The sequence below is a fragment of the Murinocardiopsis flavida genome (assembly GCF_003014485.1).
Classification (GTDB): domain Bacteria; phylum Actinomycetota; class Actinomycetes; order Streptosporangiales; family Streptosporangiaceae; genus Murinocardiopsis; species Murinocardiopsis flavida.
On record NZ_PYGA01000017.1, the window covers coordinates 43640 to 70618 of the forward strand.

General features: G+C 72.4%; 23 protein-coding genes and 4 tRNA genes. 20 read left to right on the forward strand and 7 right to left on the reverse strand.

Annotation, left to right across the window (positions count from 1 at the left end; translation table 11 throughout):
- Positions 1-25: 25 nt before the first annotated feature.
- The 4 genes from CLV63_RS22235 to CLV63_RS35160 form a co-directional block, all read right to left on the reverse strand.
- Complete coding sequence (locus tag CLV63_RS22235) at positions 26-1585, reverse strand: fatty acyl-CoA synthetase (RefSeq protein WP_106585128.1); 1560 nt, start codon at positions 1583-1585, stop codon at positions 26-28.
- A 134-nt stretch (positions 1586-1719) separates the two neighbouring features.
- The gene (locus CLV63_RS22240; RefSeq protein WP_106585253.1) at positions 1720-2706 is read right to left on the reverse strand and encodes a 2-oxoacid:ferredoxin oxidoreductase subunit beta; all 987 of its coding nucleotides are present in this window, start codon (positions 2704-2706) and stop codon (positions 1720-1722) included.
- 91 nt (positions 2707-2797) lie between these two features.
- Positions 2798-4651: a 2-oxoacid:acceptor oxidoreductase subunit alpha gene (locus CLV63_RS22245; RefSeq protein ID WP_106585129.1), complete on the reverse strand. Its 1854-nt coding sequence runs from the start codon at positions 4649-4651 to the stop codon at positions 2798-2800.
- A 270-nt stretch (positions 4652-4921) separates the two neighbouring features.
- Positions 4922-5017, reverse strand: a complete 96-nt coding sequence (locus CLV63_RS35160) for a putative leader peptide (protein ID WP_342751431.1) — start codon at positions 5015-5017, stop codon at positions 4922-4924.
- Between the two features lie 255 nt (positions 5018-5272).
- On the opposite strand from CLV63_RS35160, the gene CLV63_RS22250 reads away from it, so the two are divergent.
- The 3 genes from CLV63_RS22250 (at position 5273) to CLV63_RS22260 (ending at position 7185) form a co-directional block, all read left to right on the forward strand.
- Entirely contained in the window at positions 5273-6142 is an 870-nt protein-coding gene (locus CLV63_RS22250; RefSeq protein ID WP_106585130.1) for a M48 family metalloprotease, read from the forward strand.
- A gap of 235 nt (positions 6143-6377) precedes the next feature.
- Entirely contained in the window at positions 6378-6698 is a 321-nt protein-coding gene (locus CLV63_RS22255) for a hypothetical protein (RefSeq protein ID WP_106585131.1), read from the forward strand.
- Between the two features lie 199 nt (positions 6699-6897).
- Positions 6898-7185: a hypothetical protein gene (locus CLV63_RS22260; protein WP_106585132.1), complete on the forward strand. Its 288-nt coding sequence runs from the start codon at positions 6898-6900 to the stop codon at positions 7183-7185.
- A 45-nt stretch (positions 7186-7230) separates the two neighbouring features.
- Here the strand turns inward: CLV63_RS22260 and CLV63_RS22265 are convergent, their stop codons facing one another.
- A complete protein-coding gene (locus tag CLV63_RS22265; protein WP_106585133.1) occupies positions 7231-7728 on the reverse strand; it encodes a YajQ family cyclic di-GMP-binding protein in 498 nt (165 codons plus the stop codon).
- A 246-nt stretch (positions 7729-7974) separates the two neighbouring features.
- Here CLV63_RS22265 and CLV63_RS22270 point away from each other — a divergent pair.
- The 12 genes from CLV63_RS22270 (at position 7975) to CLV63_RS22325 (ending at position 21349) form a co-directional block, all read left to right on the forward strand.
- Positions 7975-8056 (forward strand) — tRNA-Tyr (locus tag CLV63_RS22270).
- 324 nt (positions 8057-8380) lie between these two features.
- Complete coding sequence (locus CLV63_RS22275) at positions 8381-9283, forward strand: DUF2397 family protein (RefSeq protein WP_245928982.1); 903 nt, start codon at positions 8381-8383, stop codon at positions 9281-9283.
- A gap of 46 nt (positions 9284-9329) precedes the next feature.
- Complete coding sequence (locus tag CLV63_RS22280) at positions 9330-10598, forward strand: DUF2398 family protein (protein ID WP_106585134.1); 1269 nt, start codon at positions 9330-9332, stop codon at positions 10596-10598.
- A gap of 205 nt (positions 10599-10803) precedes the next feature.
- Positions 10804-15225 carry a TIGR02680 family protein gene (locus CLV63_RS22285; RefSeq protein WP_106585135.1) on the forward strand — a complete coding sequence of 1474 codons (4422 nt, stop codon included), beginning with the start codon at positions 10804-10806 and terminating at the stop codon, positions 15223-15225.
- Positions 15226-15540: 315 nt separating this feature from the next.
- On the forward strand, positions 15541-17622 hold the full coding sequence (locus CLV63_RS22290; protein WP_394339799.1) for an AAA family ATPase: 2082 nt from the start codon (positions 15541-15543) through the stop codon (positions 17620-17622).
- 109 nt (positions 17623-17731) lie between these two features.
- Positions 17732-17807, forward strand: a tRNA-Thr gene (locus CLV63_RS22295).
- A 111-nt stretch (positions 17808-17918) separates the two neighbouring features.
- Positions 17919-17991, forward strand: a tRNA-Met gene (locus CLV63_RS22300).
- Positions 17992-18109: 118 nt separating this feature from the next.
- The gene (gene rpmG / locus CLV63_RS22305; protein WP_106585136.1) at positions 18110-18274 is read left to right on the forward strand and encodes a 50S ribosomal protein L33; all 165 of its coding nucleotides are present in this window, start codon (positions 18110-18112) and stop codon (positions 18272-18274) included.
- Positions 18275-18427: 153 nt separating this feature from the next.
- The gene (locus CLV63_RS22310) at positions 18428-18889 is read left to right on the forward strand and encodes a MaoC family dehydratase N-terminal domain-containing protein (RefSeq protein WP_106585137.1); all 462 of its coding nucleotides are present in this window, start codon (positions 18428-18430) and stop codon (positions 18887-18889) included.
- Between the two features lie 13 nt (positions 18890-18902).
- A complete protein-coding gene (locus CLV63_RS22315) occupies positions 18903-19331 on the forward strand; it encodes a MaoC family dehydratase (protein ID WP_106585138.1) in 429 nt (142 codons plus the stop codon).
- Between the two features lie 11 nt (positions 19332-19342).
- On the forward strand, positions 19343-20410 hold the full coding sequence (locus tag CLV63_RS22320) for a UDP-N-acetylmuramate dehydrogenase (RefSeq protein ID WP_106585139.1): 1068 nt from the start codon (positions 19343-19345) through the stop codon (positions 20408-20410).
- 333 nt (positions 20411-20743) lie between these two features.
- Complete coding sequence (locus CLV63_RS22325; protein ID WP_281260754.1) at positions 20744-21349, forward strand: TMEM165/GDT1 family protein; 606 nt, start codon at positions 20744-20746, stop codon at positions 21347-21349.
- A gap of 12 nt (positions 21350-21361) precedes the next feature.
- On the opposite strand, the gene CLV63_RS22330 is transcribed toward CLV63_RS22325, so the two are convergent.
- Positions 21362-22384: an adenosine deaminase gene (locus CLV63_RS22330; protein WP_106585141.1), complete on the reverse strand. Its 1023-nt coding sequence runs from the start codon at positions 22382-22384 to the stop codon at positions 21362-21364.
- A gap of 138 nt (positions 22385-22522) precedes the next feature.
- Positions 22523-23731, reverse strand: coding sequence for a pyridoxal phosphate-dependent aminotransferase (locus tag CLV63_RS22335; RefSeq protein ID WP_106585256.1), 1209 nt, complete (start codon positions 23729-23731; stop codon positions 22523-22525).
- A gap of 199 nt (positions 23732-23930) precedes the next feature.
- Between CLV63_RS22335 and CLV63_RS22340 the strand changes: the two genes are divergently transcribed.
- From CLV63_RS22340 to rplA, 5 genes are all read left to right on the forward strand, one after another.
- Positions 23931-24003 (forward strand) — tRNA-Trp (locus tag CLV63_RS22340).
- A gap of 105 nt (positions 24004-24108) precedes the next feature.
- Positions 24109-24402, forward strand: coding sequence for a preprotein translocase subunit SecE (secE, locus tag CLV63_RS22345; protein WP_106585142.1), 294 nt, complete (start codon positions 24109-24111; stop codon positions 24400-24402).
- 159 nt (positions 24403-24561) lie between these two features.
- Complete coding sequence (gene nusG, locus CLV63_RS22350; protein ID WP_106585143.1) at positions 24562-25500, forward strand: transcription termination/antitermination protein NusG; 939 nt, start codon at positions 24562-24564, stop codon at positions 25498-25500.
- A 228-nt stretch (positions 25501-25728) separates the two neighbouring features.
- On the forward strand, positions 25729-26157 hold the full coding sequence (gene rplK / locus CLV63_RS22355; protein ID WP_106585144.1) for a 50S ribosomal protein L11: 429 nt from the start codon (positions 25729-25731) through the stop codon (positions 26155-26157).
- 81 nt (positions 26158-26238) lie between these two features.
- Complete coding sequence (gene rplA / locus CLV63_RS22360; RefSeq protein WP_106585145.1) at positions 26239-26943, forward strand: 50S ribosomal protein L1; 705 nt, start codon at positions 26239-26241, stop codon at positions 26941-26943.
- Positions 26944-26979 lie beyond the last annotated feature (36 nt).

Genomic DNA, 26979 nt, shown 5'->3' on the forward strand with positions numbered 1-26979 from the left:
CCCCCGGGGCGCGGCGCGCGGCGCGTCACCCAGGGGGCGCGCCATCCGGCGTGTACTCGTCGCGCAGCACCCGTTTGAGGAGCTTCCCGCTGGCGTTGCGGGGCAGCGCACCGGCGACGTGGACCCGCTTGGGGGTCTTGAAACCGGCGAGGTGCTCGCGCACCGAGGCGATGAGCTCCGCCTCGGTGGCCGGCCCTTTCAGCACCACCACCGCGGTGACCGCCTCGCCCCAGTCGGCGTCGGGGACGGCGATGACCGCCGCCTCGGCGACGGCGGGGTGCAGGTACAGGGCGTCCTCGACCTCGCGCGAGGCGACGAGCACGCCACCGGTGTTGATGACGTCCTTCACCCGGTCGACGATCGTGAAGTAGCCGTCGGCGTCGCGGCGGGCGATGTCGCCGGAGTGGAACCAGCCGCCGCGGAACGCCGCCTCGGTCTCCTCTGGCTTGTCCCAGTAGCCGTCGCACAGCTGCGGCGAGCGGTAGGCGATCTCGCCGGGCTCGCCCGCGGGCGGCTCCGAACCGTCCTCGGCGACCAGCCGGGCCTCGACGAACAGGGCCGGCCGCCCGCAGGAGTCCATGCGGCCCGGCACGTGCTCCTCGGGGCGCAGCACCGTCGCCAGCGGGCCGATCTCGCTCTGCCCGAAGCAGTTGTAGAACCCGATCGCCGGATACCGGTCGCGGATGCGCCGGAGGACCGGCACCGGCATGATCGCCGCGCCGTAGTACGCCTTGCGCAGCCCCGACAGGTCGCGCTCGGCGAAGTCGGCGTGGTTGGCGAGCGCGACCCACACGGTGGGCGCCGCGAAGAACGAGGTGATGCCGCCGGTGGCGATGCGGCGCAGCAGGTCGCCCGGCTCCGGGGTCTCGACCAGGTCGTTCACCGCCCCCACGGCCAGGCTGGGCAGCAGGAAGACGTGCATCTGCGCGGAGTGGTAAAGCGGCAGCGCGTGCAGCGGGTGGTCGTCGGCGGAGATGTCGAGGCCCTGCACGGCGCTCAGGTACTCGTGGACCAGGGCGCGGTGGCTCATCATCGCGCCCTTGGGCCGCGACGTCGTGCCCGAGGTGTACAGCAACTGCACCAGGTCGGTGTCGGCGACCTCCGCGGCGACCTCGGCCGGCGAATCGCGGTGCCGCGCGACCTCCAGCAGCGACCCGGGCGCGCCCCGCAGGGCGAGGACGTCGCGCACCGGGACCTCGGAGCGCACCGCCTCGACCTCGCCGGCCAGTTGCGGGTCGGCGAGGACCACGGTGCTGCCCGACTGCGCCAGCAGGTAGCCGAGTTCGCCGCCGGTGAGGTTGTAGTTGACGGGGACGTGGACGAGGCCCGCGCGGGCGCAGCCGAGGAACGACAGCAGGTACGCGTCGGAGTTGCGGCCGTAGGCGGCGACCCGGTCGCCCTTGCCGAGCCCCAGGCCCAGCAGCCACGCCGCGGCGCGGCTCGCACCGGCGTCGAGTTCGGCGTAGGTCCACTCGCGGTCGGCGAACCGCAGCGCGGTCCGCTGCGGTGTGCGGGCGGCCGACCGGTGCAGCAGGCCGTCGACCGTGCTCGCGCCGATACCGCCCGCCGTCTCCGCAGGTGCCATGCGGGGTCCCTTCGTCGCCGTGGGATGTGACCTGCCGCACAGCACAATCTAGCGGTTCGCCGACCGGGGGCGAGGGCGCGGCCCCGGTACGCGCGCGGCCCGCCCCGCCGCGAGGCGGGAGCGGGCCGCGGAGGTCAGCGGACCGTCCAGGTGTCGCCGCTGGCGAGCAGCCCGGCGAGGTCGCCGCGGCCCTGGGTGGTCTCGGCCTCGGCGAGCTGCTCGGCCATGCGCTCGTCGTAGGACGGCGCGTCGACGTCGCGGAACACGCCGATCGGCACGTGCTCGAACGCCGGCCGGTCGAGCCGCGACAGCGCGAACGCGTACCCGGGGTCGGCCCGGTGCGCGTCGTGGCGCACCAGGCGGTCCTCGCCGACCTCGGCGACGTCGGCCACCGACAGCTCGCCGTAGTCGCCCTGCACCACGCCCCTGTCGGCGCCGATCCGCAGCGGCGCGCCGTGCTCCATGCGCAGCAGCCGGGAGTCGCGCTCCCCGGCGTCCTTCAGCGGCTCGAACGCGTCGTCGTTGAAGATCGGGCAGTTCTGGTAGATCTCGATGAACGACGCGCCCTGGTGGTCGGCCGCCGCGCGCAGCACCCCTTGCAGGTGCTTGCGGTCGGAGTCGACCGTGCGCGCCACGAACGTCGCCTCGGCGCCCAGCGCCAGCGACACCGGGTTGAACGGGGAGTCGAGCGAGCCCATCGGCGAGGACTTGGTGATCATGCCCGGTTCCGAGGTGGGCGAGTACTGGCCCTTGGTCAGCCCGTAGATGCGGTTGTTGAACAGCAGCACGTTGATGTTGACGTTGCGGCGCAGCGCGTGGATCAGGTGGTTGCCGCCGATCGACAGGCCGTCGCCGTCGCCCGTGATCACCCACACCGAGAGGTCCGGGCGGCTCGCGGCGAGGCCGGTCGCCACGGCCGGCGCCCGCCCGTGGATGGAGTGCATGCCGTAGGTGGTCAGGTAGTAGGGGAACCGCGACGAGCAGCCGATGCCCGACACGATCGCGATGTTCTCCCTGGGCACGCCCAGCTCGGGCAGGAACGACTGGAACGCCGCGAGGATGGCGTAGTCGCCGCAGCCGGGGCACCAGCGCACTTCCTGGTCGGACTTGAAGTCCTTCATCTTGTACGTGGTGTCGCTGCGCGGCACCAGCCGCAGGCCGGCGAACCCGTCGTTGTGCGCGGCCGCCCCGCCGGGGGCGGCGCCGTTGGTCTCATTCGGCACGGTCGATGACCTCCTGGAGCACCCCGGCCAGTTCCTCTGCCTTGAAGGGCAGGCCGTTGACCTTGGTGTAGCTGATGACGTCGACCAGGAACCTGCCGCGCAGCAGCAGCGCGAGCTGGCCGAGGTTGATCTCGGGGACGAGCACCCGGTCGTAGCGCCGCAGCACCTCGCCCAGGTCCGCCGGGAACGGGTTGATGTGGCGCAGGTGGGCCTGCGCGACCGTGCCGCCGGCGCGGCGCACCCGGCGCACCGCTGCGCCGATGGAGCCGTAGGTGCCGCCCCAGCCCAGCACGAGGACGTCGGCGTCGCCCGAGGGGTCGTCGACCTCCAGCGGCGGGATGTCGCGGGCGATCCCGTCGATCTTGGCCTGCCGGGTGCGCACCATGAGGTCGTGGTTCGACGGGGTGTAGGAGATGTTGCCGGTGCCGTCGCTCTTCTCGATGCCGCCGAGCCGGTGCTCCAGACCCGGGGTCCCGGGCACCGCCCACGGGCGGGCCAGGGTCTCGGGGTCGCGCTGGTAGGGCAGGAACGCGCCGTCGTCGCCGTTGGGCTCGGTGGTGAACTCGACGGTGAGGTCGGGGAGGTTCTCGACATCGGGCAGCCGCCACGGCTCCGAACCGTTGGCGAGGTAGCCGTCGGACAGCACGATGACCGGGGTCCGGTACGTCGCCGCGATGCGGGTTGCCTCGACGGCGATGTCGAAGCAGTCGGCGGGGGAGCGGGGGGCGAGGACCGGCACGGGGGACTCGCCGTTGCGGCCGAACATCGCCATGAGCAGGTCGGACTGCTCGGTCTTCGTGGGCATCCCCGTGCTGGGGCCGGCGCGCTGCACGTCGATGACGAGCAGCGGCAGCTCGGTCATCAGCGCCAGCCCGATGGTCTCGGCCTTCAGCACCATGCCGGGGCCCGACGTGGTGGTGACCCCGAGCGCCCCGCCGAACGCCGCGCCCAGCGCGGCGCCGACCCCGGCGATCTCGTCCTCGGCCTGGAACGTGCGGATGCCGAACCGCTTGTGCTTGGACAGCTCGTGCAGGATGTCGGAGGCGGGGGTGATCGGGTACGACCCGAGGAACAGCGGCAGCCCCGACAGCTGCGAGCCCGCGATCAGGCCGTAGGAGATCGCCAGGTTCCCGGTGATGTTGCGGTAGGTGCCCGGCGGCAGCGGGGCCGGCTTCACCTCGTAGGAGACGGCGAAGTCCTCGGTGGTCTCGCCGAAGTTCCACCCGGCCTGGAACGCCGCGAGGTTCGCCGCCATGATGACCGGCTTGTTGGCGAACTTCGCCTTCAGGAAGCCGAGGGTGCCCTCGGTGGGCCGGTTGTACATCCACGAGAGGAGGCCCAGCGCGAACATGTTCTTCGCGCGCTCGGCGTCCTTCTTGGAGATCTCGAAGTCCTCCAGCGCCTTGACCGTCATCGAGGTCAGCGGCACCGAGCTGAGCTTGAACTCCGCGAGGGAGCCGTCCTCGACCGGGTTGCTGCCGTAGCCGACCTTGGTGAGGTTGCGCTTGGTGAACTCGTCGGTGTTGACGATGACCATGGCGCCGTTGGGGACGTCGTCGATGTTGGCCTTCAGCGCCGCGGGGTTCATCGCCACCAGGACGTTCGGGGCATCGCCCGGGGTCATGATGTCGTGGTCGGCGAAGTGCAGCTGGAAGCTCGACACCCCGGGCAGCGTGCCGGCGGGGGCGCGGATCTCGGCGGGAAAGTTCGGCAGGGTGGAGAGGTCGTTGCCGAACGACGCGGTTTCCTGGGTGAAGCGATCGCCGGTCAACTGCATGCCGTCGCCGGAGTCACCGGCGAAGCGGATGATGACGCGGTCGATTTGCTGGACCTGTTTGGTCACTGAGATCGCCGACCTCCTGGTGAAGCCGCCGAACGCGGGCGGCGGCTTAGGGTTGCCTCAGTCTCGCCATGATGGTACGTAGCGGTCGCGTACCGGATGGATGGCGGGGTCCCCATCGATGCTGGACCGCCCGGTCAAGCCTAGGGTGCGGAGCACGGGGCCGCCGGTGGATCTCGGCGCGGCCCGTGCACAGCGGGACCGGGTGGTCGTGGACGGGGCCGCAGGGGAGCACGGTTCCCGCCCGCGGTACTGCGAGGGTCGCGGTGGGGGTCAGCGACACAGCGCGCTGGCGACCCGTCCGAGGTCGACGTGCGGGCGCCCGACGAGCAGCGCGCCGGGCGCGGCGATCCTCCGATGAGTGGCCACTCCCGCACTATAGGTCGTCCGCCTCCGGGAGGCGCGGGGCGGGTGTCCGAAATCACGCTTGCGGACGGCCGCGTCCATGCGCACGGGCCTGCCGGGACCAGTGCGCGCCGCGCAGCGGCTGATGAGATCGTGACCGCCATTGGGGAACGCGACGCCATGACCCGGACGTTCACCCGTTGGCGGGACACGGGGCAAACCCGACCACGCACCCCGCCCACCGGGAGCGGGCAGACGCGAAGGAGGCCGTGAGACGTCGTGCACCACAACACGATCCGCACAGCGGCCCTGCTCGCCGGGCTCTCCGGGGTCATCATCCTGGCCGGCCAGTTCTTCGGCGGGCCGTGGGGCCTGCAACTCGGCGTGGTCATCGCCATCGTGCTGATCGGCCTGGTGTTCTTCTTCGGCGACACCATGACCCTGCGGGCCATGCACGCCCGCCCCGTCAGCGAGATCGAGCAGCCCGACCTCTACCGGGTGGTCCGCGAACTGGCCACGGCGGCGCGCCAGCCCATGCCGCGCATCTACCTGTCGCCCACCCGCGCGCCCAACGCCTTCGCCACCGGGCACACGCCCCGCCGTGCCGTTGTCTGCTGCACCACGGGCCTGCTGGCCCTGCTGAACGAGAGTGAACTGCGCGGCGTGCTCGCCCACGAGCTGTCGCACATCCGCAGCCGCGACACGCTCGCCTGCTCCGTCGCCGCGACGGTCGCCACGCTCATCACCTCGCTCACGGCGCTGGCGCTGCTGATCCCGCTCGGCGACTCCGAGGACGAGGACGTCCCCAGCCTCATCAGCGCGCTGCTGTTCCTGGTGCTGGGGCCCGCGGCGGCCATGGTGATCCAGGCCGCGGTGAGCCGCCGCCGGGAGTTCCGCGCCGACGAGGCCGCCGCCGAACTCACCGGCGAACCGCTCGCCCTCGCGACGGCGCTGCGCAAGATCGAGGTCGGCGGCCGGGTCCACTCGCTCCCCGCCGAACGCGGCCTGCTCGCCGCCGGGCACCTGATGATCGCCCCGCCGTTCCACCGCAAGGGGATGTCGCGGCTGTTCTGCGCGCACCCGCCCACCACCGAGCGCATCCGGCGCCTGCGCGACCTCGCCCGGCGCTGGGGCGAGGGGCACCGGTAGCCGCAGCGGCGGAGCGCTGCGCGCGGGGGAGCGCGGCGTCGTCCCCGGAACGGCATTCGGCGCCGCGCCGGAAAGCGCGCCCGCACGGGATCGCAATTCCCCACCCGGGACTCGATTTCATCTCACACCCGGCAAAAGGGGTGCGTCACGGTACGAATCCTCGTACACTGACCGCGTCGAAGCCCGCCATTTCGGCGGGCCATTTCTTCGGAACAAATAGAAAGTCCCCCATTCGATGCAGATCAAACGCGCCATTTTCTCCGCCGCCGCGGCCCTCGGGGTCGCGGCGGTGTCGTTCGGAGTGGCGGGTGCCGCCGCCCCCGCTGCCGAGGCGGGGCTGATGTGCCAGGCGAAGATCTCGAAGGCCGGGGTCTCCCACGCCGCGTACTCCGTGTGCAAGGGCTACTCCGGCAACGACTACCGCCAGGTTCGCGCGGTCGCCTACTGCAAGGGCGACCAGACCGTCTACGGCCCGTGGAAGTGGAACGGCGCCAAGAGCACCGCACCGTGCCCGCGCAATATCGCGATCAACCGCGCCGGGGTGCAGCTGAAGTAGCCCGGACCGCGACCGGGATTCCGGGGGCCGCATGGCTCCCGCCGCCGCGAATGCGGTACCGCGCGGATTTCCCGCGCGGTTCGGCGCGGACCGGCATCGCCCCCGAATTCCCCATTCCCCTGACCATGGAATCCGGAATCGTCCGGACGAAGCGAGAAAGCCACCCGAAACGATGTCGATGAAACGCACTCTGGCATCCGTGACCGCCGCACTGGGCGTCGCGGTGACGTCCTTCGCCCTCATGGGCACCGCCGCCCCGGCGGCTGAAGCCGGGCTGATGTGCCAGGCCAAGGTCGCGAAGAGCAAGGCGTACGTCTACTCCGCGTGCAAGGGCTACTCAGGCAACAACTACCGCCAGGTCCGCGCGGTCGCCTCGTGCGACAGCTACAAGACCTACGGCCCCTGGGTCGACGGCGGCGCCGCGACGAGCCGCGCGTACTGCGCCGAGTCGTTCGCGGTCAAGTTCGCCTCCGTGCAACTGCGCTAGCCGACCCGCCCGGCCGAGGGCGGGAGCCCGCCCTCGGCCGCCCGACTACCGGTAGTTCACGAACTGAAGGGCCACGTCGAGGTCCTGCTCCTTGAGCAGGGTCATGACGGCCTGCAATTCGTCCTTCTTCTTCGAGCTGACCCGCAGCTCGTCGCCCTGGATCTGCGCCTTGACGCCCTTGGGGAACTCGTCGCGGATCAGCTTGGAGATCTTCTTCGCGTCCTCGGAGCCGATGCCTTCCTTGAGGCTGATCGGCAGCCGGTACTCCTTGCCGGAGATCTTCGGCTCCTCCTCGGTGTCGAGGATCTTCAGCGAGAGGTTGCGCTTGATGAGCTTGGACTTGAAGACGTCCAGCGCCGCCAGCACGCGCTCCTCGGAATTGCCCTTGATCTCCACGACCTGGTCGCCCGACCACGAGATGTCCGCGCCGGTGCCCTTGAAGTCGAAGCGCTGGGACAGTTCCTTCGCGGTCTGGTTCAGCGCGTTGTCGACCTCCTGGCGGTCGAGTTTGGACACGACGTCGAAACTGGAATCTGCGGCCACTGCGCTCGCACCCCTGCAACGTTGTTTCGGGCCCGACCCCCGGGAGGGGCGGGCGACGGCGGTTGACGGAGCGGCCGGACGCCACCCGTACGCATGAGAGCCCGACCACACCAGGCTAAGAGCCTAGCCGGGGACTGGGGTGGGGGACGGGCGTGCCGCGGCGGCGCGATGAATGCGTTCGAGTCACTGCCGCGAATCCGCTATCCTCGTTCGTGTGCCGCGGCGCGGAGTCGCCGCAGTACTCCCGGCAGGTTGCCCGAGTGGCCAAAGGGAGCGGACTGTAAATCCGCCGGCTCAGCCTTCGTAGGTTCGAACCCTACACCTGCCACACCACGAGAACCCCTGATGAGCAGCATCAACGCTGCCCATCGGGGGTTCTCGCGTTTCCGGTGGGTCCCGGTCGGTCGCGGCCGCTGTGGAACAGCCGCGGAACGTGCCCGGACGGGGGAGTGATCGGCGTGGCTCGGGGTGGGCGGGCGGTGACCGAGAGCCGCCGCCCCGCCGCCGTCCGGTGGGCGCGCCGACGGTGGCGGGAAGTTCTCGGGTAAAACTGTGAATCTCCTGCTCACAGGCGACATTTCAGCGCCGTCGATGGGGCGTGTACGCCGATTTTGGGCACGGCGGTCGTGTGGGGTCTTTAGTCTGCTGAGTTGTGGGTGATTCAGCGAAGCGAGGCAGGGGCGCGCGGGCGGCGGTACCGCGCGCCGAGTCGTCGACGCTGCCGACCGGAGCGCCCGACGCCCCCCACTCCCACCGCCCGGTGGCGCGGCACGGCCGTGCGGCGCTGCTGCGCCTCGCGTCCTGGTTCGACGCCGCCGACAGCGCGTCCGCGCACGAGATCTACACCGCCGCGTTCGGCGCCCACGGCGGGCACCACCTCGGCGGCGGGGTCGTGGACGACTCCGTCCACGCCACCACGAGCTGGTGGGACGCCCCCACCGCGGTGCTGCCCAGCGGCCCGCGCAGCGCCGTTCCGGCCGCGGCGGTCGCCGACTACGGCGACCAGCAGGCCCGGTTGCGCGACGCCGCCGAGGCCGCGGCGCACTGGCGGCGCTCGGCGGCCCGCGAGGTCCGCCGGCTGCTGTCCGAGCCCACCGGCGACGACTCCCGGGTCGACCTGTCGGCCGCGGCGATGGAAGTACTCATGGAGCTGCTCACCGCGGCCCTCGGTTCCGGCGACACCGGGGCGGGGCCGGTCTCGGCCGGCGACCTCGAACTCGACGTCCGGCTGCACGTCAGCCGCGACCCCGACGCCAGGCTCACGCTCAGCCGCAGCGCGGGCGCACTGGTGCTGGCCGAGCTGCGACTGCGGGCCACCGGGTACGCCGAGACCGACGCCGGCGGCGCGCGGGGTCCCGCAACGGACGCCGACGACCCCGGTCCCGGCCACGGCGCCGCGCGCACCCCCGACGACTCCGACGACCCCGACGAGTTCGCCAACGCCGCGACCCCGCCCGCCGGGTTCGCGGCCCCCGGTGGCACGCCCGGCACGGGCGGCCGCCACAGCCAGTCCGGCCGTTCGCACGCGGCGACCCGCCTGGTGCGCAACGGATGACCAAGAGCCCACGACCGGCGGCGAGGGCGGCGAGGAGGTGACCCCCATGACATCCGATCCCGACATCGCGCTCATCTTCGAGCGGCAGGGGGCCGCCCGCACACTGCTCGCGGCCCCGATCATCGGCGCGCGCACCCACCCTGAGGAGTTCGCGCTGGTCGCCGCGCACTCCGACTGGCTGATCCAGCGGTTCGGCCGGGTGCTCGGCTACCGGCTCGACGTCGGCACCGACCACGCCCGGCTCGCGAAGGCCGGGCTGGTGCGCGGCGTCACCCGGCCGCCGGCCCGCGCCAGCGGGGCCGTGTTCTCCCCGCGGTCGTACGCGTTCCTGGCGCTGACCCTCGCCGTCCTTGTCGAGGCGCCGCCCAGCGTCGCGCTACCGGACCTCGCCGCGGAGGTCCGCGCGGCCGCGGCGGAGGCCGGGCTCGGACTCGACCCTGAGGGCAGCACCGCCGAACGCCACGCGTTCGCCGCCGCGCTGCGCCGCCTCACCGAATGGGGCGCCGTGCGCCCGGTGGCCGACCCGGCGAGCGGGCCCGCCGCGAACGGCGGCGCCGAAGTGCCGCACACCCGCCTGGAGGTCGACAGCGCCATTGCGCGCTCGGTCGTGGCGAACCCCCCGCACTCCGAGTCCGACGCAGGCGCGTTCCTCGGCGCGGCGCACGACGTCGAGCCCGCCGACCCCGGGGCCGCCGAACTCGCCCTGCGGCGCCTCCTCGCCGAGACCCCGGTGGTGTACCGCGCCGACCTGTCCCCGGCGATGCGCGACCACCTCGCCCGGCACCAGTGGCGCGCCGCCGCGGAGCTCGGCGGCCTGCTGGGCTGCGAGGCCGAGATCCGCGCCGAAGGCGTCGCGCTGATCATGCCCGACGACCCCGACCGCTCCGGCCGCGCCGCAGTGCCGCGCACCCCCGTGTTCCCCGGGGCCGACCCCGTCAGCCAGGCCGCGCTGGCGCTCGTCGGGCGGCTTGTCGAGCGGCTCGGCCCGCGTGCACCCCGGGCCGACTCCGTCCCGGTGCCGGGCGAGCTGCTGGAACGGGAACTCACCGCGGTCACCGACCCCGCCGGTGCGGCGTCCCGCAGGTGGGCCCGCGCCGCCGTCGGCCACGACCCCGACCCCGAGCACCTGTCCGGCCGGGTCCTCACGCTGCTCGCCGAGGCCCGGCTGCTCGACCGCGTCCCCGCCGCCGACGGCGCCCCCGGGGAGTGGACGCTCGCCGCCGCGGCGGCCCGCTACGGCCCGCGCGCCGCCGACCCCGGGGAGGAGGCGGGGGCCAATGACGAACCCGCGCGCCCGAACGAGCACCCGCGATGACCGGTGTTTTCGCAGGTACCGGGCCATAGCGCCGACAAATCCGCAGGTCGGCCCCAATGCGCCGGGCCACTCGGGACATCCGGGAGAATAAGGAGGGTGCCTCCGACCGCGGCCCCCCGGATCGCGCGGAGCCCCGCGGGCCACCGGCGGCCCGGGAATCCCACCGAACACACCCCATAGGGACACACCAACGAGGCGACGAGGCGTGGCACAGAGTTCCGAAACGGGCACGGCCCAAGACGACACCGCCCGGTCCACGACCGGCCCCGTCGCCGCGTCCACCGCAGGCGCGCCGGCGTCGGAGCAGGCAGCGCCGTCACCGGTCGGCACCGCGACGGACACCCCCGCCGCCGACCCCGCACGGCAGGCCGGGCGGCGCCCCGGGCGCAGCCGCCTCAACCGGGCCGGTATCCACAACGTCTGGCAGTACGACGACCACGTCTTCCGCTTCGCCGACGGCCGCCTGCTGCTCCGCGGCCGCAACGGCGCCGGGAAGTCCAAGGCGCTGGAGATGCTGCTGCCGTTCCTGCTCGACGGCGACGCCCGCCGGCTCGACACCACCGGCACGAGCCGCACCAGCCTGCGCTGGCTGGTGCTCGACGGCCGCACCCCCGCGACCGTCGGCTCCGCCGCGACGCTGGGCTACCTGTGGGTGGAGTTCGCCGGGCGCGACTCCGACGGCGAACCGCGCTGGACCACCCTCGGGGCCGCCGTCACCGCTGTCCCCGGCGCCACCGACGCCCGAACGGTCTTCTTCGTCACCGACCGCCGCCCCGGGGAGGACCTCCGGCTGGTCGACGACGGCCGCCCGATGCCCATCGAGCGGCTCCGCGCCGAGGTCGGCCCCGACAACTGCTACGACACCCCTGCGCCCTACCGGGCCCGGGTCATGGCCGAGCTGTTCGGCCTGGACGACCCGCTGCGGTACCGCAACCTGATGCACCTGCTGTACCGGCTGCGCCGCCCCACGATCGGCGAGCGCCTCGAAGCGGGCGAACTCGTCTCGGTCCTCGCCGAGGCGCTGCCGCCCATGGACGAGACGGTTCTCGACCAGGTCGCCCGCAACATCTCCGACCTCGACTCCGCCCGCGACCGGTTGCGCAGCCTCCGCTCGGCGAAGGAGCAGGTGGGCGACTTCCTCGCCGACTACCGGCATTACCTGCACGGCACCCTGCGCGACCAGGTCGCAGCGGTGCGCGCGCAGCTCGACGCCTATTGGCGGCGCGACTCCGAGGTCGCCCGGCTGAGCGAGGAGCTCGACCACCTCGTCGCCGAGGAGGGCGAGGTCCAGGAGGAGCGCGACCGGCTGCGCCGCAGCCGCGACACCGCGGCCGCCGACGCCGCCACCCTGGCGTCCAGCAGCCCCGGCGGTGCGCCGCCCGGCGACGGCGAGCGCGAGGCGCGCTACGCCGCCGTCAACGCCTACATCCGCGCCGCGGAATCCGCGTGGGCCGGCGCCGGGTACGCCCTGACCGCCGAGCAGGACGCCAGGACCCGGCTCGACACCGACGTCGCGGCCCTGGAGTCCCGCCTCGCCGCGCTGGGGCGCGAGCACGCCGTCCTCGCCGAGACGGCGCTCGACTGCGGCATCGGCGCCGACCTGCTCGGCCAGGTCCCCCAGGCCGTGCCCACCACACTCGCGCCGCGCGAGAGCACCACCCGGGTCAACCTCGAAGGCCTTGAGGAGGCGGTGGAGCGCGACCCCGTGCACGGCATCGACTCCGCCGCGCTTAGCACCGCCCTCGGCGCACTGCACGACCGCCTCACCGGCGCCGACGACGTCGCCGCCGAACGCGGGCGCGCGGCGTCGGAGCTGCACGAGCGCGCCGTCGCGCGCGACCGCGCGGCGCGGCGCGAGACCGCGCTCGCCGACGAGGCCGAATGGTGCGACGCCGCACTCGAACGCGCCCGCGAGCGCGAGGCCGTCGCCATCGACACCGTGCGCCGGGCCGGCACCGAGTACGCGGCCGCCGTGCGCGCCTGGGCGGGCGAGCTGGGCGCCGCCGCGGAGGACGCCCCGCGCCTCGACGCGCTGGAGGCCTCCGTCGAGCTTCCCCTCGACGACGCCCTGCGCGTCCTCGACCCCGATGTGCCGCTGTCCGTCGCCGCGCACGCGCACGCCGCCGTCGACCCCCTCCTCACCGAGCTGCGCTCGCGGCGCGACACCGCCGTCAGCGAGGAGCGCGAGCTCGCCGCCGAACTCGATGAGCTGTCCGAGCGCAAGCGCAGCGGCGTCGACCCGGTTCCCGCTGTCCAGCCGTGGGCCGCCGCCGACCGCGACCACACCAAGGGCGCCCCGTTCTACCTCGCCCTGGAGTTCGCCCCCGGGCTCAGCGACGCCCGCCGCGCCGGGCTCGAGGCGGCGCTGGAGGCCAGCGGGCTGCTGTCCGGCTGGATCGGCGCCGACGGCGGGGTCCGCGACCCGATGACCCGCGACCTCGTCCTCGCCCCAGGCGAGCCGCTCACCGGCCGCACCCTCGCCGACCTGCTCGACCCCGTCGAACCGCCGGGGTCCGGGGTCACCCAGCGCACCGTTGCCGCGCTGCTGTCGTCCATCGCGCTGGACCCCGATGACGGCGCGCCGCCCGCCTCGGGTACCTGCGCCGTCGCCACCGACGGACGCTGGCGGCTCGGTGTGGCGTCGGGCGCGCACAGCAAGACCGTCGCCGAGTTCATCGGCAGGGAGGCGCGCACGCGCGGCAACGCGCGCCAGCTCGCCAACGTCGACCGGCGCATCGCCATAGCCGAGGCGCTGCTCGCCGAGGCCGAGGAGCGGCGCGCCGACATCGAACGCCGCCACGCCGCCCTCGTCCGGCTCGCGCGCACCGTGCCGTCGAGCGCCGACCTGCTCTCGGGCTGGGCCGCGCTCGACACCGCGCGCACCTGGCTGTCGCAGGCCGAACGCGACCGCGCCACCGCGGCGCGCGCCGCCGAGACCGCCCGCACAGCGGCCCTGGACCTGCGCCGCGCCGTCGCGGACCAGGCCGACCCCGACACCCTGCCCACCGGGGCCGACGAACTCGCCGGTGTCCTCGCCGGGATCGGGCGGCTGCGCGCCGAGATCGGCGCGACGCACCGCGACCTCGAATCGCTCGCCCTGCGCCTGGCTGAGTACCGCACCCGCATCGAGGAGTGGGAGCGGATCCGCGACGACCGGATCCTCGCGGAGGACGCCCGCTCCGCCGCCATCAGCGACATGATCACCGTCCGGCGCGAGACCGAGCTCACCGACCGCGCGCGCGGAGCGGCGCCGGAGCAGATCGAGGCAGCCGTCGGCGAGGTCCGCGGCCGCCGCGACACGGCAGCCGACGCCCTGCCCGCGGTCGAGCGCGCCGCCCAGCAGGCCCGCGACGACAGGGTCGCGGCCGAGACCCGGCTCGACACCGGCGTGTCGGAGCGCGCGGCGCAGGCGCAGCGGGCGCTCGACTCCGGCGCGCCGCTGCGCGCCATGCTGGCGGGCCCCGACGGGGCGCCCGACCCCGCCCTGCTCACGGCGGCCGGCCTGCCCGAGAAGACCGCGTCGCTCGCCGCCGCCGCACCCGAGACGGCGGCGGCCGAGCCGGACACCGACGAACCGGCCGACCTCGCCGAGCAGGTGCGGGCGCTCGACTCCCTCGTCGCCGCCATCGAGGACGCGCTGCCCGACGAGGCGACCGCCGACATCGACAACAGCGGCATCCTGCGCCGCCGCGAGGAATTGCACGGGCTGCTCGCCGAGGGCGGCGCCGCGGCCGCGCGCACCGAGCTGACCGAGCCGGCCGGGGTCAAGCGGCTCCTCGTCCACGACGACGACGGCACGCACGACATCACGGCCTTCGGCGACCGGCTCACCGACGCCATCGCGCAAGCGGAGGAGACGGCCGCGCGGCGCGAGGAGGAGGCGTACGAGCGCCACCTGCTGGGCGAGCTCGCCGCCCACCTGTCCCGCCAGATCGACCAGGCCCGCGCCCTCATCGCCACCATGAACGAGGTCCTCGGCGAGGTCACCACCTCCCAGGGGCTCGGCGTGCGGCTCGACTGGCGGCTCGCGCCGGACGCCGACGAGGACATCCGCGCGGTGGTCCCGCTGCTGGACCGCCCCGCAGAGCAGCGGACCCGGGTCGAGACCACCCGGCTGCGCGACGCACTGCGCCGCTGCATCGAGGCCATCCGCCGACTCGACCCCACCGCCACGGGCGGCGCCCAGCTCCGCTCGGCGCTCGACTACCGGTCCTGGTTCGCCTTCACGGTCTATGTGACCGACACCGCCCGCCCCGAGCGGGAGCGCAGGCTCAGCCACCGCACCGCGCTCAGCCAGGGCGAGCAGCGGGTCATCGCCTACCTGGTGCTGTTCGCCGCGGCGGCGGCGCAGTTCGATTCCCTCGCGGAGCACGCGCCCGACGCGCCGCGCCTCATCCTCCTCGACGATGCTTTCGCCAAGGTCGACGAGCCCACCCACGGCCGCCTCCTCGGCCTGCTCGTCGAGCTCGACCTCGACTTCGTGCTCACCTCCGAACGCCTGTGGGGCTGCTTCGCCAGCGTCCCGAGCCTGCACATCTACGAATGCCTGCGCGACCCCGCGTCGCCCGGGATCGCCACCCTGCACTTCACCTGGGACGGCAACCGCCGCAAACTCCTCGGCGTCTGACCCGATCGATCCGCACCGGAGCCACAACGACCGGCCAAGCAGGCCGGTCCCCGAGGCGTAATCAGTCCGGTCGCCCAAGGGGGTTTTGTACCTCATTCCCAGGGGGTGTCTCCGGGAGTCGCGGTGGAGGGGCGCGCCGGTGTCTGGACTGACGAGCGAGGAGCGACCGAGGTACGAGGGAGCGACGAGCGAGGAGGGAAGGCACCGGCCTGAAGCGCCCCGTAGCCGCGGCGACCAAGAAGCAGGTCTACTTGTTTGGCATGACCTGTCCTAGTCTGCAATGGCGAGATCGACTCAGAAGCAGGTGTGGTGACGGTGACGGCCCCAGCAACGTTCGCCGGACAGGTTCCGAATCGGCGCGGTGATCCGGCGCGTCCTGAGCGTTCTATTGAGGAGCGGCTGGCCGAGGCGCCTCTTGATGGTGAGGCCCGCCGCTGGGCGGTCGCGGCTCTGCTCGGTGATGACGCTGTCGCGTCGTGCGTCGACGGCGATGACGCCCCGCTGCCGGAGCCGCGGCCGGGCCCCGCTCCGGAGCCTGTCGCGGTTCGGCGCAGTTTCCTCAGCAGGGTCGAGGTGCAGGGGTTCCGCGGTATCGGTCGTACGGCGGCGTTGGAGTTCCCGCCGGGGCCGGGGCTCACGGTCATCGTGGGCCGCAACGGTTCGGGGAAGTCCAGTTTCGCCGAGGCGGCCGAGGCGGCGTTGACGGGCCGCAATCTGCGGTGGGATGCCATGCCCACCGCGTGGCGCGATGGCTGGCGGAATCTGCATTTCGACGACCGCACGGAGATCGCGGTCGATCTGCACTTGTCGGGCGACTCCGCGCCGACGCGCATCACGCGCACGTGGTCGGGTGAGAGTGTGCGGTCGGCGCGCGGCCGCGTGGTGGGCCCGGACGGTGTCTCCGGGCCGCTGCGCAGTCTGGGGTGGGACACCGAACTGGTGCGCTACCGCCCGTTCCTGTCCTATGACGAGCTCGGGCGGGCGGTGCATGGCCGCTCCGCGGAGCTGTACGACACTCTCACGGGTTTGCTGGGCCTCACCGGGTTGGCCGATGCGGAGCGGCGGCTCGCCAAGGCGTGTGAGCGTCTGGCGAAGGAGCAGGACGCGCCCAGCCGCGCGCTGCCTCTTCTGGTCGAGCGGTTGCGGGGCTACGACGATCCCCGTGCGCGTTCCGCTGTGGAGCTGCTCACCGCGCAGTCGATCGATCTCGGCCGCGTCGCGGCGATCGCGGCCGACGACGGGCCGGCCGATCCCGCGGCGCAGGTGGTCCTGCGGCGGTTGCGGCGGCTCGCCGTGCCGGAGCGGGCGCTGCTGAACGACGTCGTCAACGAGTTGCGGGGCGCCGCCATGGAGCTCGCCATGGCGGCGGGCACCAAGGGCGACCGCGCCCATGGCCTTGTCGAGCTGTTGGGAGCGGCGCTGGAGCACCATCGCCGCCACCCGGCGGAGCAGGACTGCCCCACGTGCGGCACCTCCGACGCGATCGGGCCGCAGTGGGTGCGCCGCGCCGAGGCGGAGATCGCGTCCCTGCGGACTCTCGCTGCGAGTGCGTCGTCGGCGTACGAACGGGCCGAGAAGGCCCGCGACCAGGCCCGGTTCCTAGTGGCGCCGCCGCCGTCCTGGCTGCCGCCCGACAGCGACCTCGGCGTGCTGTGGGCCGAGTGGGCCGCCGGCGGTGAACTCGCGGACCTCCGCGAGCTGGCCGACCACATCGAGACGGTCGGCCGCAGGCTGCGTTCGGCCGCCATCAGCGCGCGCAAGGCGGCGACCGAGCGTCTGGCCGACCCCACGGAGGGCTGGTCGTCGGCGGCCGAGGATCTCGCGGCGTGGGTCGAGGACGCCCACGCGGCCATGCGGGCCCGGCAGACCCTCGCCCCCGCGGGGCAGGCGCTCGAATGGTTCACCGAGGCGGCCCGGCAGGTCCGGGCCGACCGCCTGCGCCCGCTGTCGGCGCAGGCCGAGCAGGTCTGGCACCGGCTCCGCCAGGAGCGCCACATCGATCTCGACGCTCTGCGCCTGGTGGGCAGGGGCGCGCAGCGGCGGGTGGCGGTCGATGTGAGCGTCGACGGCTCCGATCCCGGCGGCAACGCGCCCGGGCTGCTGAGCCAGGGCGAGTTCCAGGCGCTCGCGCTGTCGATCTGCCTGCCGCGCACGCTCATCGCCGAGAACCCGTTCGGGTTCCTGGTGCTCGACGACCCGGTGCAGGCCATGGACACCGAGACGGTCGAGGGGCTCGCGGCCGTGCTGGCCGAGGTGGGGCGGCACCGCCAGCTCATCGTGTTCACCCACGACACCCGGTTGTCCGACTCCATCCGGCGCCTCGGCCTGCCGGCCGGGATCCGCACGATCCACCGCGATGCGATGTCGAACGTGTGGGTGACCGAGGACACCGCATGAGCCTGCCGCCGGAGGGGATTTCGATTTGGCAGAGCACCCCGCGACACCTGTATAGTCGTGTCCAACGCCAGCGCGGAGCACCGCACGGAAGTGCCGCCCGCAGTAGCGTGCCCCTTTAGCTCAGTCGGCAGAGCGTCTCCATGGTAAGGAGAAGGTCTACGGTTCGATTCCGTAAAGGGGCTCCACCACTTGATGAGGTCCGGTCCACTCAGGTGGGTGACCGGCGGAAATCTCATTCGCCGGTCGGATCGGGTTCGGGTAGCATGCAAAGGCCGCCCGGGGGACCCGGTCGACGAGGCGGAGTAGCTCAGTCGGTAGAGCAAGCGGCTCATAATCGCTGTGTCGTCGGTTCAAGTCCGGCCTCCGCTACTACCTGCGCGTACCCCTGCCGAGTTCGTCAGGGGTCCACGCAGGTCTTTTTGAGTGTCGCGGCATCTTCGCCGCGCGGATATGTCCTAAGGTTTTCCAGCGAGAAAGGCACTCCGACGTGGCTGCCACCGACGTGAGGCCGAAGATCACCCTGGCCTGCCAGGAGTGCAAGCACCGCAACTACATCACGCGCAAGAACCGTCGGAACAACCCCGACCGGCTTGAGCTGAAGAAGTTCTGCCCCAACTGCCGCACCCACCGCGAGCACAAAGAGACCCGCTAGTCTCGCCGCGGCACCGGCGCGCCCGAGGGTCCGGTGCGGTGCCCATCGCAGCAGTAGCCCAGTGAGCGCGCGGCGCTCTCTGGGCTACTAGTGTGTTCGGGGCCCTGCCCGCGGTCGCCGCCCGGGCCCGGGGCCAGTCGTGAGAGGGAGTCCATGGCGATCAACCGCGAGTTCCTGGGGCGGGAGTACACCTCCCCTGAACCGTACGAAGTCACCCGGGTGAAGATCCGCGAGTTCGCCGACGCGATCGGCGACGCCAACCCGGTGTACCGCGACCCGGCCACCGCGCGCGCCGCCGGGTATCCCGACGTCATCGCCCCGCCGACCTTCGCCATCGTCATGGGGATGGAGGGCGCCGGGCAGGCCATGTTCGACCCCGACCTGCGGTTGGACTACTCGCGTGTGGTCCACGGCGACCAGAGCTTCCGCCACTCCCGCCCGGTCCGGGCCGGCGACGTGCTCACCTGCGTCACCCGCATCCGCGACGTCAAGGCGCTCGGCGGCAACGAGCTGCTCACCGTCGACAGCGACATCAGCACGGTCGACGGTGAGCACGTCGTCACCGCGTCCAACATGATGGTCGTGCGCGGCGGTGCCGCGCAGGGCTCCGAGTAGCGGGGAGACGCCCATGACCGCCGTCATCAAGTACGCCGACGTCGAGGTCGGCACCGAGATCCCGGAGCAGTCGTACCCGGTGCGCCGGCTCGACCTCGTCCGCTACGCCGGGGCGTCCGGCGACTTCAACGAGATCCACTGGAGCGGCCGCGTCGCCAAGTCCGTCGGGCTGCCCGACGTCATCGCGCACGGCATGTTCACCATGGCGCAGGCCGGGCGGCTCATCACCGACTGGGCCGGCGACCCCGGTGCGGTCGAGGAGTACTCGGTGCGGTTCTCCGCGCCCGTGGTGGTCCCCGACGACGACACCGGCACCGAGATCACCGTCAGCGGTGTGGTGCGCAAGAAGCTCGACGACAACCGGGTCGAGGTCGCCCTCACGGCGCGCTCCGGCGGCGCCAAGGTCCTGGCCCGCCCCACGGCCGTCGTCCGCCTCGCCTGAGAAGGAACCGCGTGTCAGCAACCGCCCGCCAGGTCCCCCTCTCCGACTACACGACGCTGCGACTCGGAGGGCCCGCAGCGGTCCTCCGGCGCGCGTCCGACACCGAGTCGCTCGTCGCGGCCGTGCGCGCCGCCGACGCCGAGGGGATCCCGCTGCTGGTCCTCGGCGGCGGCAGCAACCTCGTCATCGCCGACTCCGGGTTCCCCGGCACGGTCGTCCACGTCGACTCCCCGGGGGTGCGGTTCACCCCGGGCGAGGGCGACACGGTGCGGGTCGCCGCCGAGGCCGGCGTCGACTGGGACTCCCTGGTCGAGCGCTGCACCGCCGAGGGTCTCAGCGGCATCGAGTGCCTGTCCGGCATCCCCGGCAGGGTCGGTTCCACGCCCATCCAGAACGTCGGCGCCTACGGCCAGGACGTCAGCGAGACCATCAGCACGGTGCGCGTCTACGACCGGCGCACCGGGGAACTGCGCACGCTGACCGGGGCCGAATGCGGCTTCGCCTACCGCGACAGCGCGTTCAAGGGCGACGACCGCTTCATCGTCTGCGAGGTCGCCTTCGACCTCACCCGCTCCCCGCTGAGCCGGCCCATCGCCTATGCGGAACTCGCCCGGCGCCTCGGTGTCGAGCCCGGCGACCGGGTGCCACTGGCCGCCGCCCGCGCGGCAGTCCTCGAACTGCGCAAGGGCAAGGGCATGGTGCTCGACCCCGGCGACCCCGACACCCGCAGCGCCGGGTCGTTCTTCACCAACCCCATCCTGGGCCCCGACGAGTTCACCGAGTTCACCAAGCGCGCCGCCGAGCGCCTCGGCCCGGACCTGCCGCCGCCCGGCTTCGCGGTGCCCGACGGGCGCACCAAGACCTCCGCCGCCTGGCTCATCGAGAAGGCCGGGTTCCGCAAGGGCTTCAGCGTCGGCCCGGCGCGCATCTCCACCAAGCACACGCTCGCGCTCACGAACCCGGGCGGCGCCACGACCGCCGACCTGCTCGACCTCGCCCGGACGGTGCGCGCCGGGGTTGCCGAGGCGTTCGGTGTGACCCTGGTGAACGAGCCCGTCATGGTGGGCACGTCCCTCTGAACGGCGCCGAAAGAATTATTTCAGGCCCGCCCAACTCTCGAATTCGATTGGCTTGATAATTAACGATGGAAAGCCAATGAATTGCGCCGTTCCTTTTTCCTGATAATCTGAGGAATGTCGAGGGGGAGTAGTCCCCAATCCATGCGGTCGACACAATGGCCATAGGCGCGGCCCGGTGCATCCGGGCGGCGCGCGGCCCGGTCGCATGAGCCCGCCGGTGGTCAGCCGCTTCTTCCGCGGCCGCTCGGGCGGACGAGACCTTCGGCCTGGCAGGCAATGCCGGGCCGAAGTGTCGTGTGCACTTCGTCCCGATCCACAAGGACGGAGGACGCCGTGGGATTCCTCGCAGCGCTCGGATTCAGTACCGCAGCGGTATTCATCGCCGAAATGGGCGATAAGACCCAGCTCGTCGCCATGTCCTTGGCGACCCGTTATCGGGTGCGCACCGTGCTCATCGGTGTCACCGTCGCGACCATCGCGGTCCACGGGGTCAGCGTGCTCATCGCCGAGGTGCTCGGCCTCGCGATCCCCACCGACTGGGTGACCCTCGCCGCCGGTGCCGCGTTCCTGTTCTTCGGAGCGTGGACGCTGCGCGGCGACGAACTCACCGACAAGGACGAGGAGCGGGCGGCGTCCCGGAGCATCCGGTCCGGCGTCATCACGGTCGCCACGATCTTCTTCGTCGCCGAACTCGGCGACAAGACCATGCTCGCCACCATCACCGTCGGCGCCAACCACTCGGGCACGCCGCTGGCGTGGCTCGCCGTGTGGATCGGGTCGACCGTCGGCATGGTGCTCGCCGACGGGATCGCCATCGTCCTGGGGCGGGTCCTCGGCAAGAGGCTGCCCGAGCGCGCGATCAGCATCGGCGCCGCCGTGCTCTTCTTCGCCGTCGGCGCGGTCATGACCTGGCAGGGCGTCGCCATGCTGCTGGCCTGACCCGCGGGCGGGTCACTCGGGCGGTGCCGCGAGCCAGGCGTCGATCCCGGCCAGCAGCTCCTTGGCGCGCGACTCCGGCACGGCCGAGCCGCGCACCGACATGCGGGCGAGTTCGGCGAGTTCGGCGTCGGAGAACCCGAACACCGAGCGGGCGATCTCGTACTGCTCGGCGAGGCGCGGCCCGAACAGCAGCGGGTCGTCCGTCCCGAGGGCGATGGGCGCACCGGCGTCGAACAGCCGGCGCAGCGGCACGTGGGCGACGTCGTCCACGACACCGAGACTCGCGTTGGACGTCGGGCACACCTCCAGCGTGACCTCCTGGGTGGCGATCCGCTCGACCAGGTAGGGGTCCTCGATGGCGCGGACCCCGTGCCCGATGCGGTGCGCGTCGAGGTCGTCGAGGCATTCGCGGACGCTGCGGGCCCCCAGCAGCTCCCCGCCGTGCGGCACGGAGAGCAGCCCGGCCCTGCGGGCGATGCGGAACGCGCCCTCGAACTCCAGCGCGCGCCCGCGCCGCTCGTCGTTGTTCAGGCCGAACCCGACGACGCCGCGGCCGGCGTACTGCGCCGCGAGCCGCGCCAGCGCCTTGGCGTCGAGGACGTGCTTGGTGCGGTTCGCGGCGACGACGATCCCGATCCCCACCCCGGTGTCGCGCTCGGCCGTGCGCGCGGCGTCCAGGACCAGGTCGAGGGTCGCGGTGAGGCCGTCGAACCGCGCCGCGTACCCGCTGGGGTCGACCTGGATCTCCAGCCACCCCGAACCGGCCGCGCGCTCGTCCTCGGCGGCCTCGCGCAGCAGCCGGTACATGTCGGACGGGGTGCGCAGCACCGACCGTGCGATGTCGTAGAGGCGCTGGAAGCGGAACCAGCCGCGCTCGTCGGTGGCCCTGAGCCGGGGCGGCCACTCGGCCAGCAGCGCTTGGGGGAGGTGCGTGCCGTGCAGGTCCGCGAGCTCCACGAGCGTCGAATGGCGCATGGAACCGGTGAAGTGCAGGTGCAGGTGGGCCTTTGGCAGCCGGGCGATCGGGCGTGACATGTCCCAAGGGTGCCGCAAAGACCGCGCCGCCGTCGTCCCGAGTGCGGGAAAAGGGTCCCCGGCCGCTGGAGGGCGCCCCCGGCAGCCGCCCCGCGGCGCTGCGGGGCGGCGGCGGGGATCACGGCGCCCGGCCGCCGCTCAGACGGCCTCGCGCAGCAGTTCGGCGATGCGGCCGACGCCCTCGGCGAGGTCGGCGTCGCTCAGCGCGTAGGACAGCCGCAGATAACCGGGTGTGCCGAACGCCTCACCCGGGACCACGGCGACCTCGGCCTGCTCCAGGATCAGCTCGGCGAGCGCGGCGGAGCTCGCCGGGCGCACACCCCTGATCTCCTTGCCGAGCACGCCCTTGACGGACGGATAGGCGTAGAACGCGCCCTGCGGCTCCGGGCAGAGCACACCCGGGATCTCGTTCAGCAGCCGGACGATGGCCTGCCGCCGCCGGTCGAACGCGTCGCGCATCTCGCGGACCGCGGCGAGGTCGCCGCCCACCGCGGCGATCGCGGCCCGCTGCGCGACATTGGCGACGTTGGAGGTCGCGTGCGACTGGAGGTTGCCCGCGGCCCGCACGACGTCCTCGGGCCCGATGAGCCAGCCCACGCGCCAGCCGGTCATGGCGTAGGTCTTGGCGACCCCGTTCACGACGACGGTGCGGTCCGCCAGCTCGGGCACCGCGACGGGCATGGAGGTGACCGCGGCGTGCCCGTACACCAGGTGCTCGTAGATCTCGTCGGTGAGCACCCACAGGCCGTGGGAGTCGGCCCAGCGCCCGATCTCGCGCACCTGGTCGGGGCCGTACACGGCGCCGGTCGGGTTCGACGGCGAGACGAACAGCAGGACCTTGGTCCGCTCCGTGCGCGCCGCCTCCAATCGGTCGACGTCCGCCTGGAAGCCGGTGGTCTCGTCGGTCCGGACGTACACCGGGACGCCGCCGGCGAGGCGGATGGACTCCGGGTAGGTGGTCCAGAACGGCGCGGTCACGATGACCTCGTCGCCGGGGTCGAGCAGCGCGGCGAACGCCTCGTAGATGGCCTGCTTCCCGCCGTTGGTCACCAGGACCTGGCCGGGGTCGACCCGGTAGCCGGAGTCGCGCAGGGTCTTCGCCGCGATGGCGTCCTTGAGCTCGGGCAGCCCGCCGGCCGGGGTGTACCGGTGGTTCCGGGGGTCCCGGCACGCCTCGGCGGCGGCTTCGACAATGGGCGCCGGGGTGGGGAAGTCGGGCTCTCCCGCGCCGAAGCCGATGACGGGGCGCCCGGCGGCCTTCATGGCCTTCGCCCTGGCGTCGACGGCGAGCGTCGCCGACTCGGAGATGCCGCCGATACGTGCGGAGATGCGGGGTCGGTCAGTCATGGCGGCCATGCTTGCACGGTGGCGGCGGCGACACGGCGCCGGTGCCCGGAGTATCGGGTTGGTCCGCGATCGGGATTGGGCATAGACTGCCCAGCGTCCGATTCCGGCCGGGGCCCGCAGCAGTGCGCGACCGAACCGGTACACCGCACCGCGCGTTGGCGGTTATGGTGGACGGACAAGGGGTGCCCGCGGCATCCGAAGGGCAGTGGCTCAATTGGTAGAGCACCGGTCTCCAAAACCGGCGGTTGGGGGTTCGAGTCCCTCCTGCCCTGCAATATCACATCGTTGATGCGGCGCAGCAGCGCATCGGGATCCCGGCCGATCGGCCGTCGGCCGGGTATTTCCACCCAGATCGCCTACCTTTTAAGGACCTCCAGGTGACACAGACTGACGCCGACGCGAAGCCGGAGAAGGAGCGCAAGCGTCGTACCGGTCCGGTGACCTTCACCAAGCAGGTCGTCGGCGAACTCCGCAAGGTCCGCTGGCCCACGCGCCGCGAACTCATCACCTACACCATCGTGGTGATCGTCTTCGTCGTGATCATGGTCGGCTACATCGCGCTCGTCGACCTCGGTGTCGGCGAGGCGGTCACCTGGCTCTACTCCACGCTCGGCGGTGGCGGCAGCGGCGGTGGCGGCGGCATGCCCGGCGGAGCGCCCGGCGGCGGCTGATCCGCCGTATCCGCACTCGAACCGCCCCGCTGCCCCGACCGCGCCATGGTCCGGTGCGATGCGGCGAGACCGTAAGCTGGGCAGGATAGTGGTGCCGACACCGTTGTTCCGCGATGTCGGCCGACCACGAGTGCGTACCCGACGAGAGAAAGAGCAGCCGTGTCCGAGTCCCCACTGACCTCTGACGACCGGCCCACTGAGGAGCGGGATCAGTCGTCGGAGGACGAGACCGGTCCGCGTGCCGAGCAGGCTGCTGACGACGCCGCCGAGGCCGGCACCGGGTCGGCTGAGACCGACGAGCAGGCCGAGGACGACACCGCCGGGACCGAAGAGACCACCGGGTCCGAGGAGTCCGCGGAATCCGAGGAGCAGGACGAGCAGTCCGATCCCGACGCGTCCGGCGAAGCGGCCGAGACCGCCGAGGAGTCCGAGACCGCTGAGGCAGGTGACGCCGAGGCCGACGACCCCGAGGCAGGCGACGCCGAAGCCGGCCCGCCCAAGCTCGACCCCGTCGAGGAGTTCAAGCTCGAACTCCGCCTGCTGCCGGGCGACTGGTACGTCGTGCACACCTACGCGGGCTACGAGAACCGGGTGAAGGCCAACGTCGAGAGCCGCACCCAGTCCCTCAACATGGAGGACTACATCTTCCAGGTCGAGGTGCCCACGCAGGAGGTCACCGAGGTCAAGAGCGGTAAGCGCCAGCTCGTCACCGAGAAGGTGCTCCCCGGCTACGTCCTCGTCCGCATGGAGCTCACCGACGAGTCCTGGGCCGCGGTCCGCAACACCCCCGGTGTCACCGGGTTCGTCGGCCTGTCCAACCGCCCCGCCCCGCTGAGCGTGCAGGAGGTCGCCGACCTCCTGGCTCCCGAGGTCGAGGAGGACGAAGCCGCGCCGGCCCAGAAGAAGGAGTCGGAGGCCCGCAGCGACGTCGCCTACGACATCGGCGAGTCCGTCACGGTCATGGAGGGCCCGTTCGCCACGCTTCCCGCCACTGTCAGCGAGATCAACCCCGACACCCAGAAGCTCAAGGTGCTGGTGTCGATCTTCGGCAGGGAGACCCCGGTGGAGCTGGCGTTCAACCAGGTCTCCAAGATCTGAGCGTCGCGTAGACTTGACGGGTCCGCCCTTTGCGGCGGGCCCGTCGCGCCCCGCCCGTGCGGGGCTTTATCGCGTGCCCCGCCCGGGTTCCGGCGGGCACGTGCCGCGGCACCCCGCACTCGGGGGCCACCGCGTCCGTCACCACCGGGGACCGGCCGCATTCGCGCGCCGCCCCCGCCCGGTGGCGTGGAACCCATCCGAGTAGTGAGAACAGGCAAAGGACCCGAAATGCCTCCGAAGAAGAAGCTTGCCGCCCTGGTGAAGGTGCAGTTGCCCGCAGGGCAGGCCACACCGGCACCGCCCGTCGGTACCGCGCTCGGCCCGCACGGCGTCAACATCATGGACTTCTGCAAGCAGTACAACGCCGCCACCGAGGCGCAGCGCGGCAGCGTCATCCCCGTCGAGATCAGCATCTACGAGGACCGCTCCTTCAGCTTCATCACCAAGACGCCCCCGGCGCCGAAGCTGATCCTCAAGGCCGCCGGCCTGGAGAAGGGCTCCACCGACCCCAACCGCACCACCGCGGGGTCCATCACGAGCGACCAGGTGCGTGAGATCGCGCAGACCAAGCTGCCCGACCTCAACACCGGCGACCTCGCGGCCGCCGAGAAGATCGTCTCCGGGACCGCCCGCTCCATGGGCATCACCATCAAGTAGCCCCTCGCGGCACCGTCAGTTCCGTGGCAGGGCCGAGCGCTGGCCCGAGAACCACAATCCTTGAACACATCAGGAGATCCCGTGAAGCGCAGCAAGAGCTACCGCAACGCCGAGGAGCGGGTCGACCGCACCCGCCTGTACACGCCCGCCGAGGCCGTGCAGCTCGCGAAGGCCAACGTCGCCACCAAGTTCGACCCCACCGTCGAGGTGGCCCTGCGCCTGGGCGTCGACCCGCGCAAGGCCGACCAGATGGTCCGCGGCACCGTCAACCTGCCGCACGGCACCGGCAAGACCGCTCGGGTCCTGGTCTTCGCCACCGGTGAGCGTGCGGAGGAGGCGAAGGCCGCCGGCGCCGACTTCGTCGGCGACGACGACCTCGTCGAGGAGATCCAGAAGGGCTTCCTCGACTTCGACGCCGTTGTGGCGACCCCCGACCTCATGGGCAAGGTCGGCCGGCTGGGCCGCGTGCTCGGGCCTCGCGGCCTGATGCCGAACCCGAAGACCGGCACCGTGACCCCTGATGTCGCACGCGCCGTCACCGAGATCAAGGGCGGCAAGATCGAGTTCCGCGTCGACCGGCACGGGAACCTGCACTTCATCATCGGCAAGGCGTCCTTCGGCGACCAGCAGCTGCTGGAGAACTACCAGGCCGCGCTCGAAGAGGTGCAGCGCCTCAAGCCGTCGGCGGCCAAGGGCCGCTACATCAAGAAGGCGAACCTGGCCACCACGATGGGCCCCGGCATCCCCGTCGACCCCAACGTCACGCGCAACCTCACCGCTGCCTAGAGCAAGCCGCAGGACGCAAAGCACGACGAGGAGGGG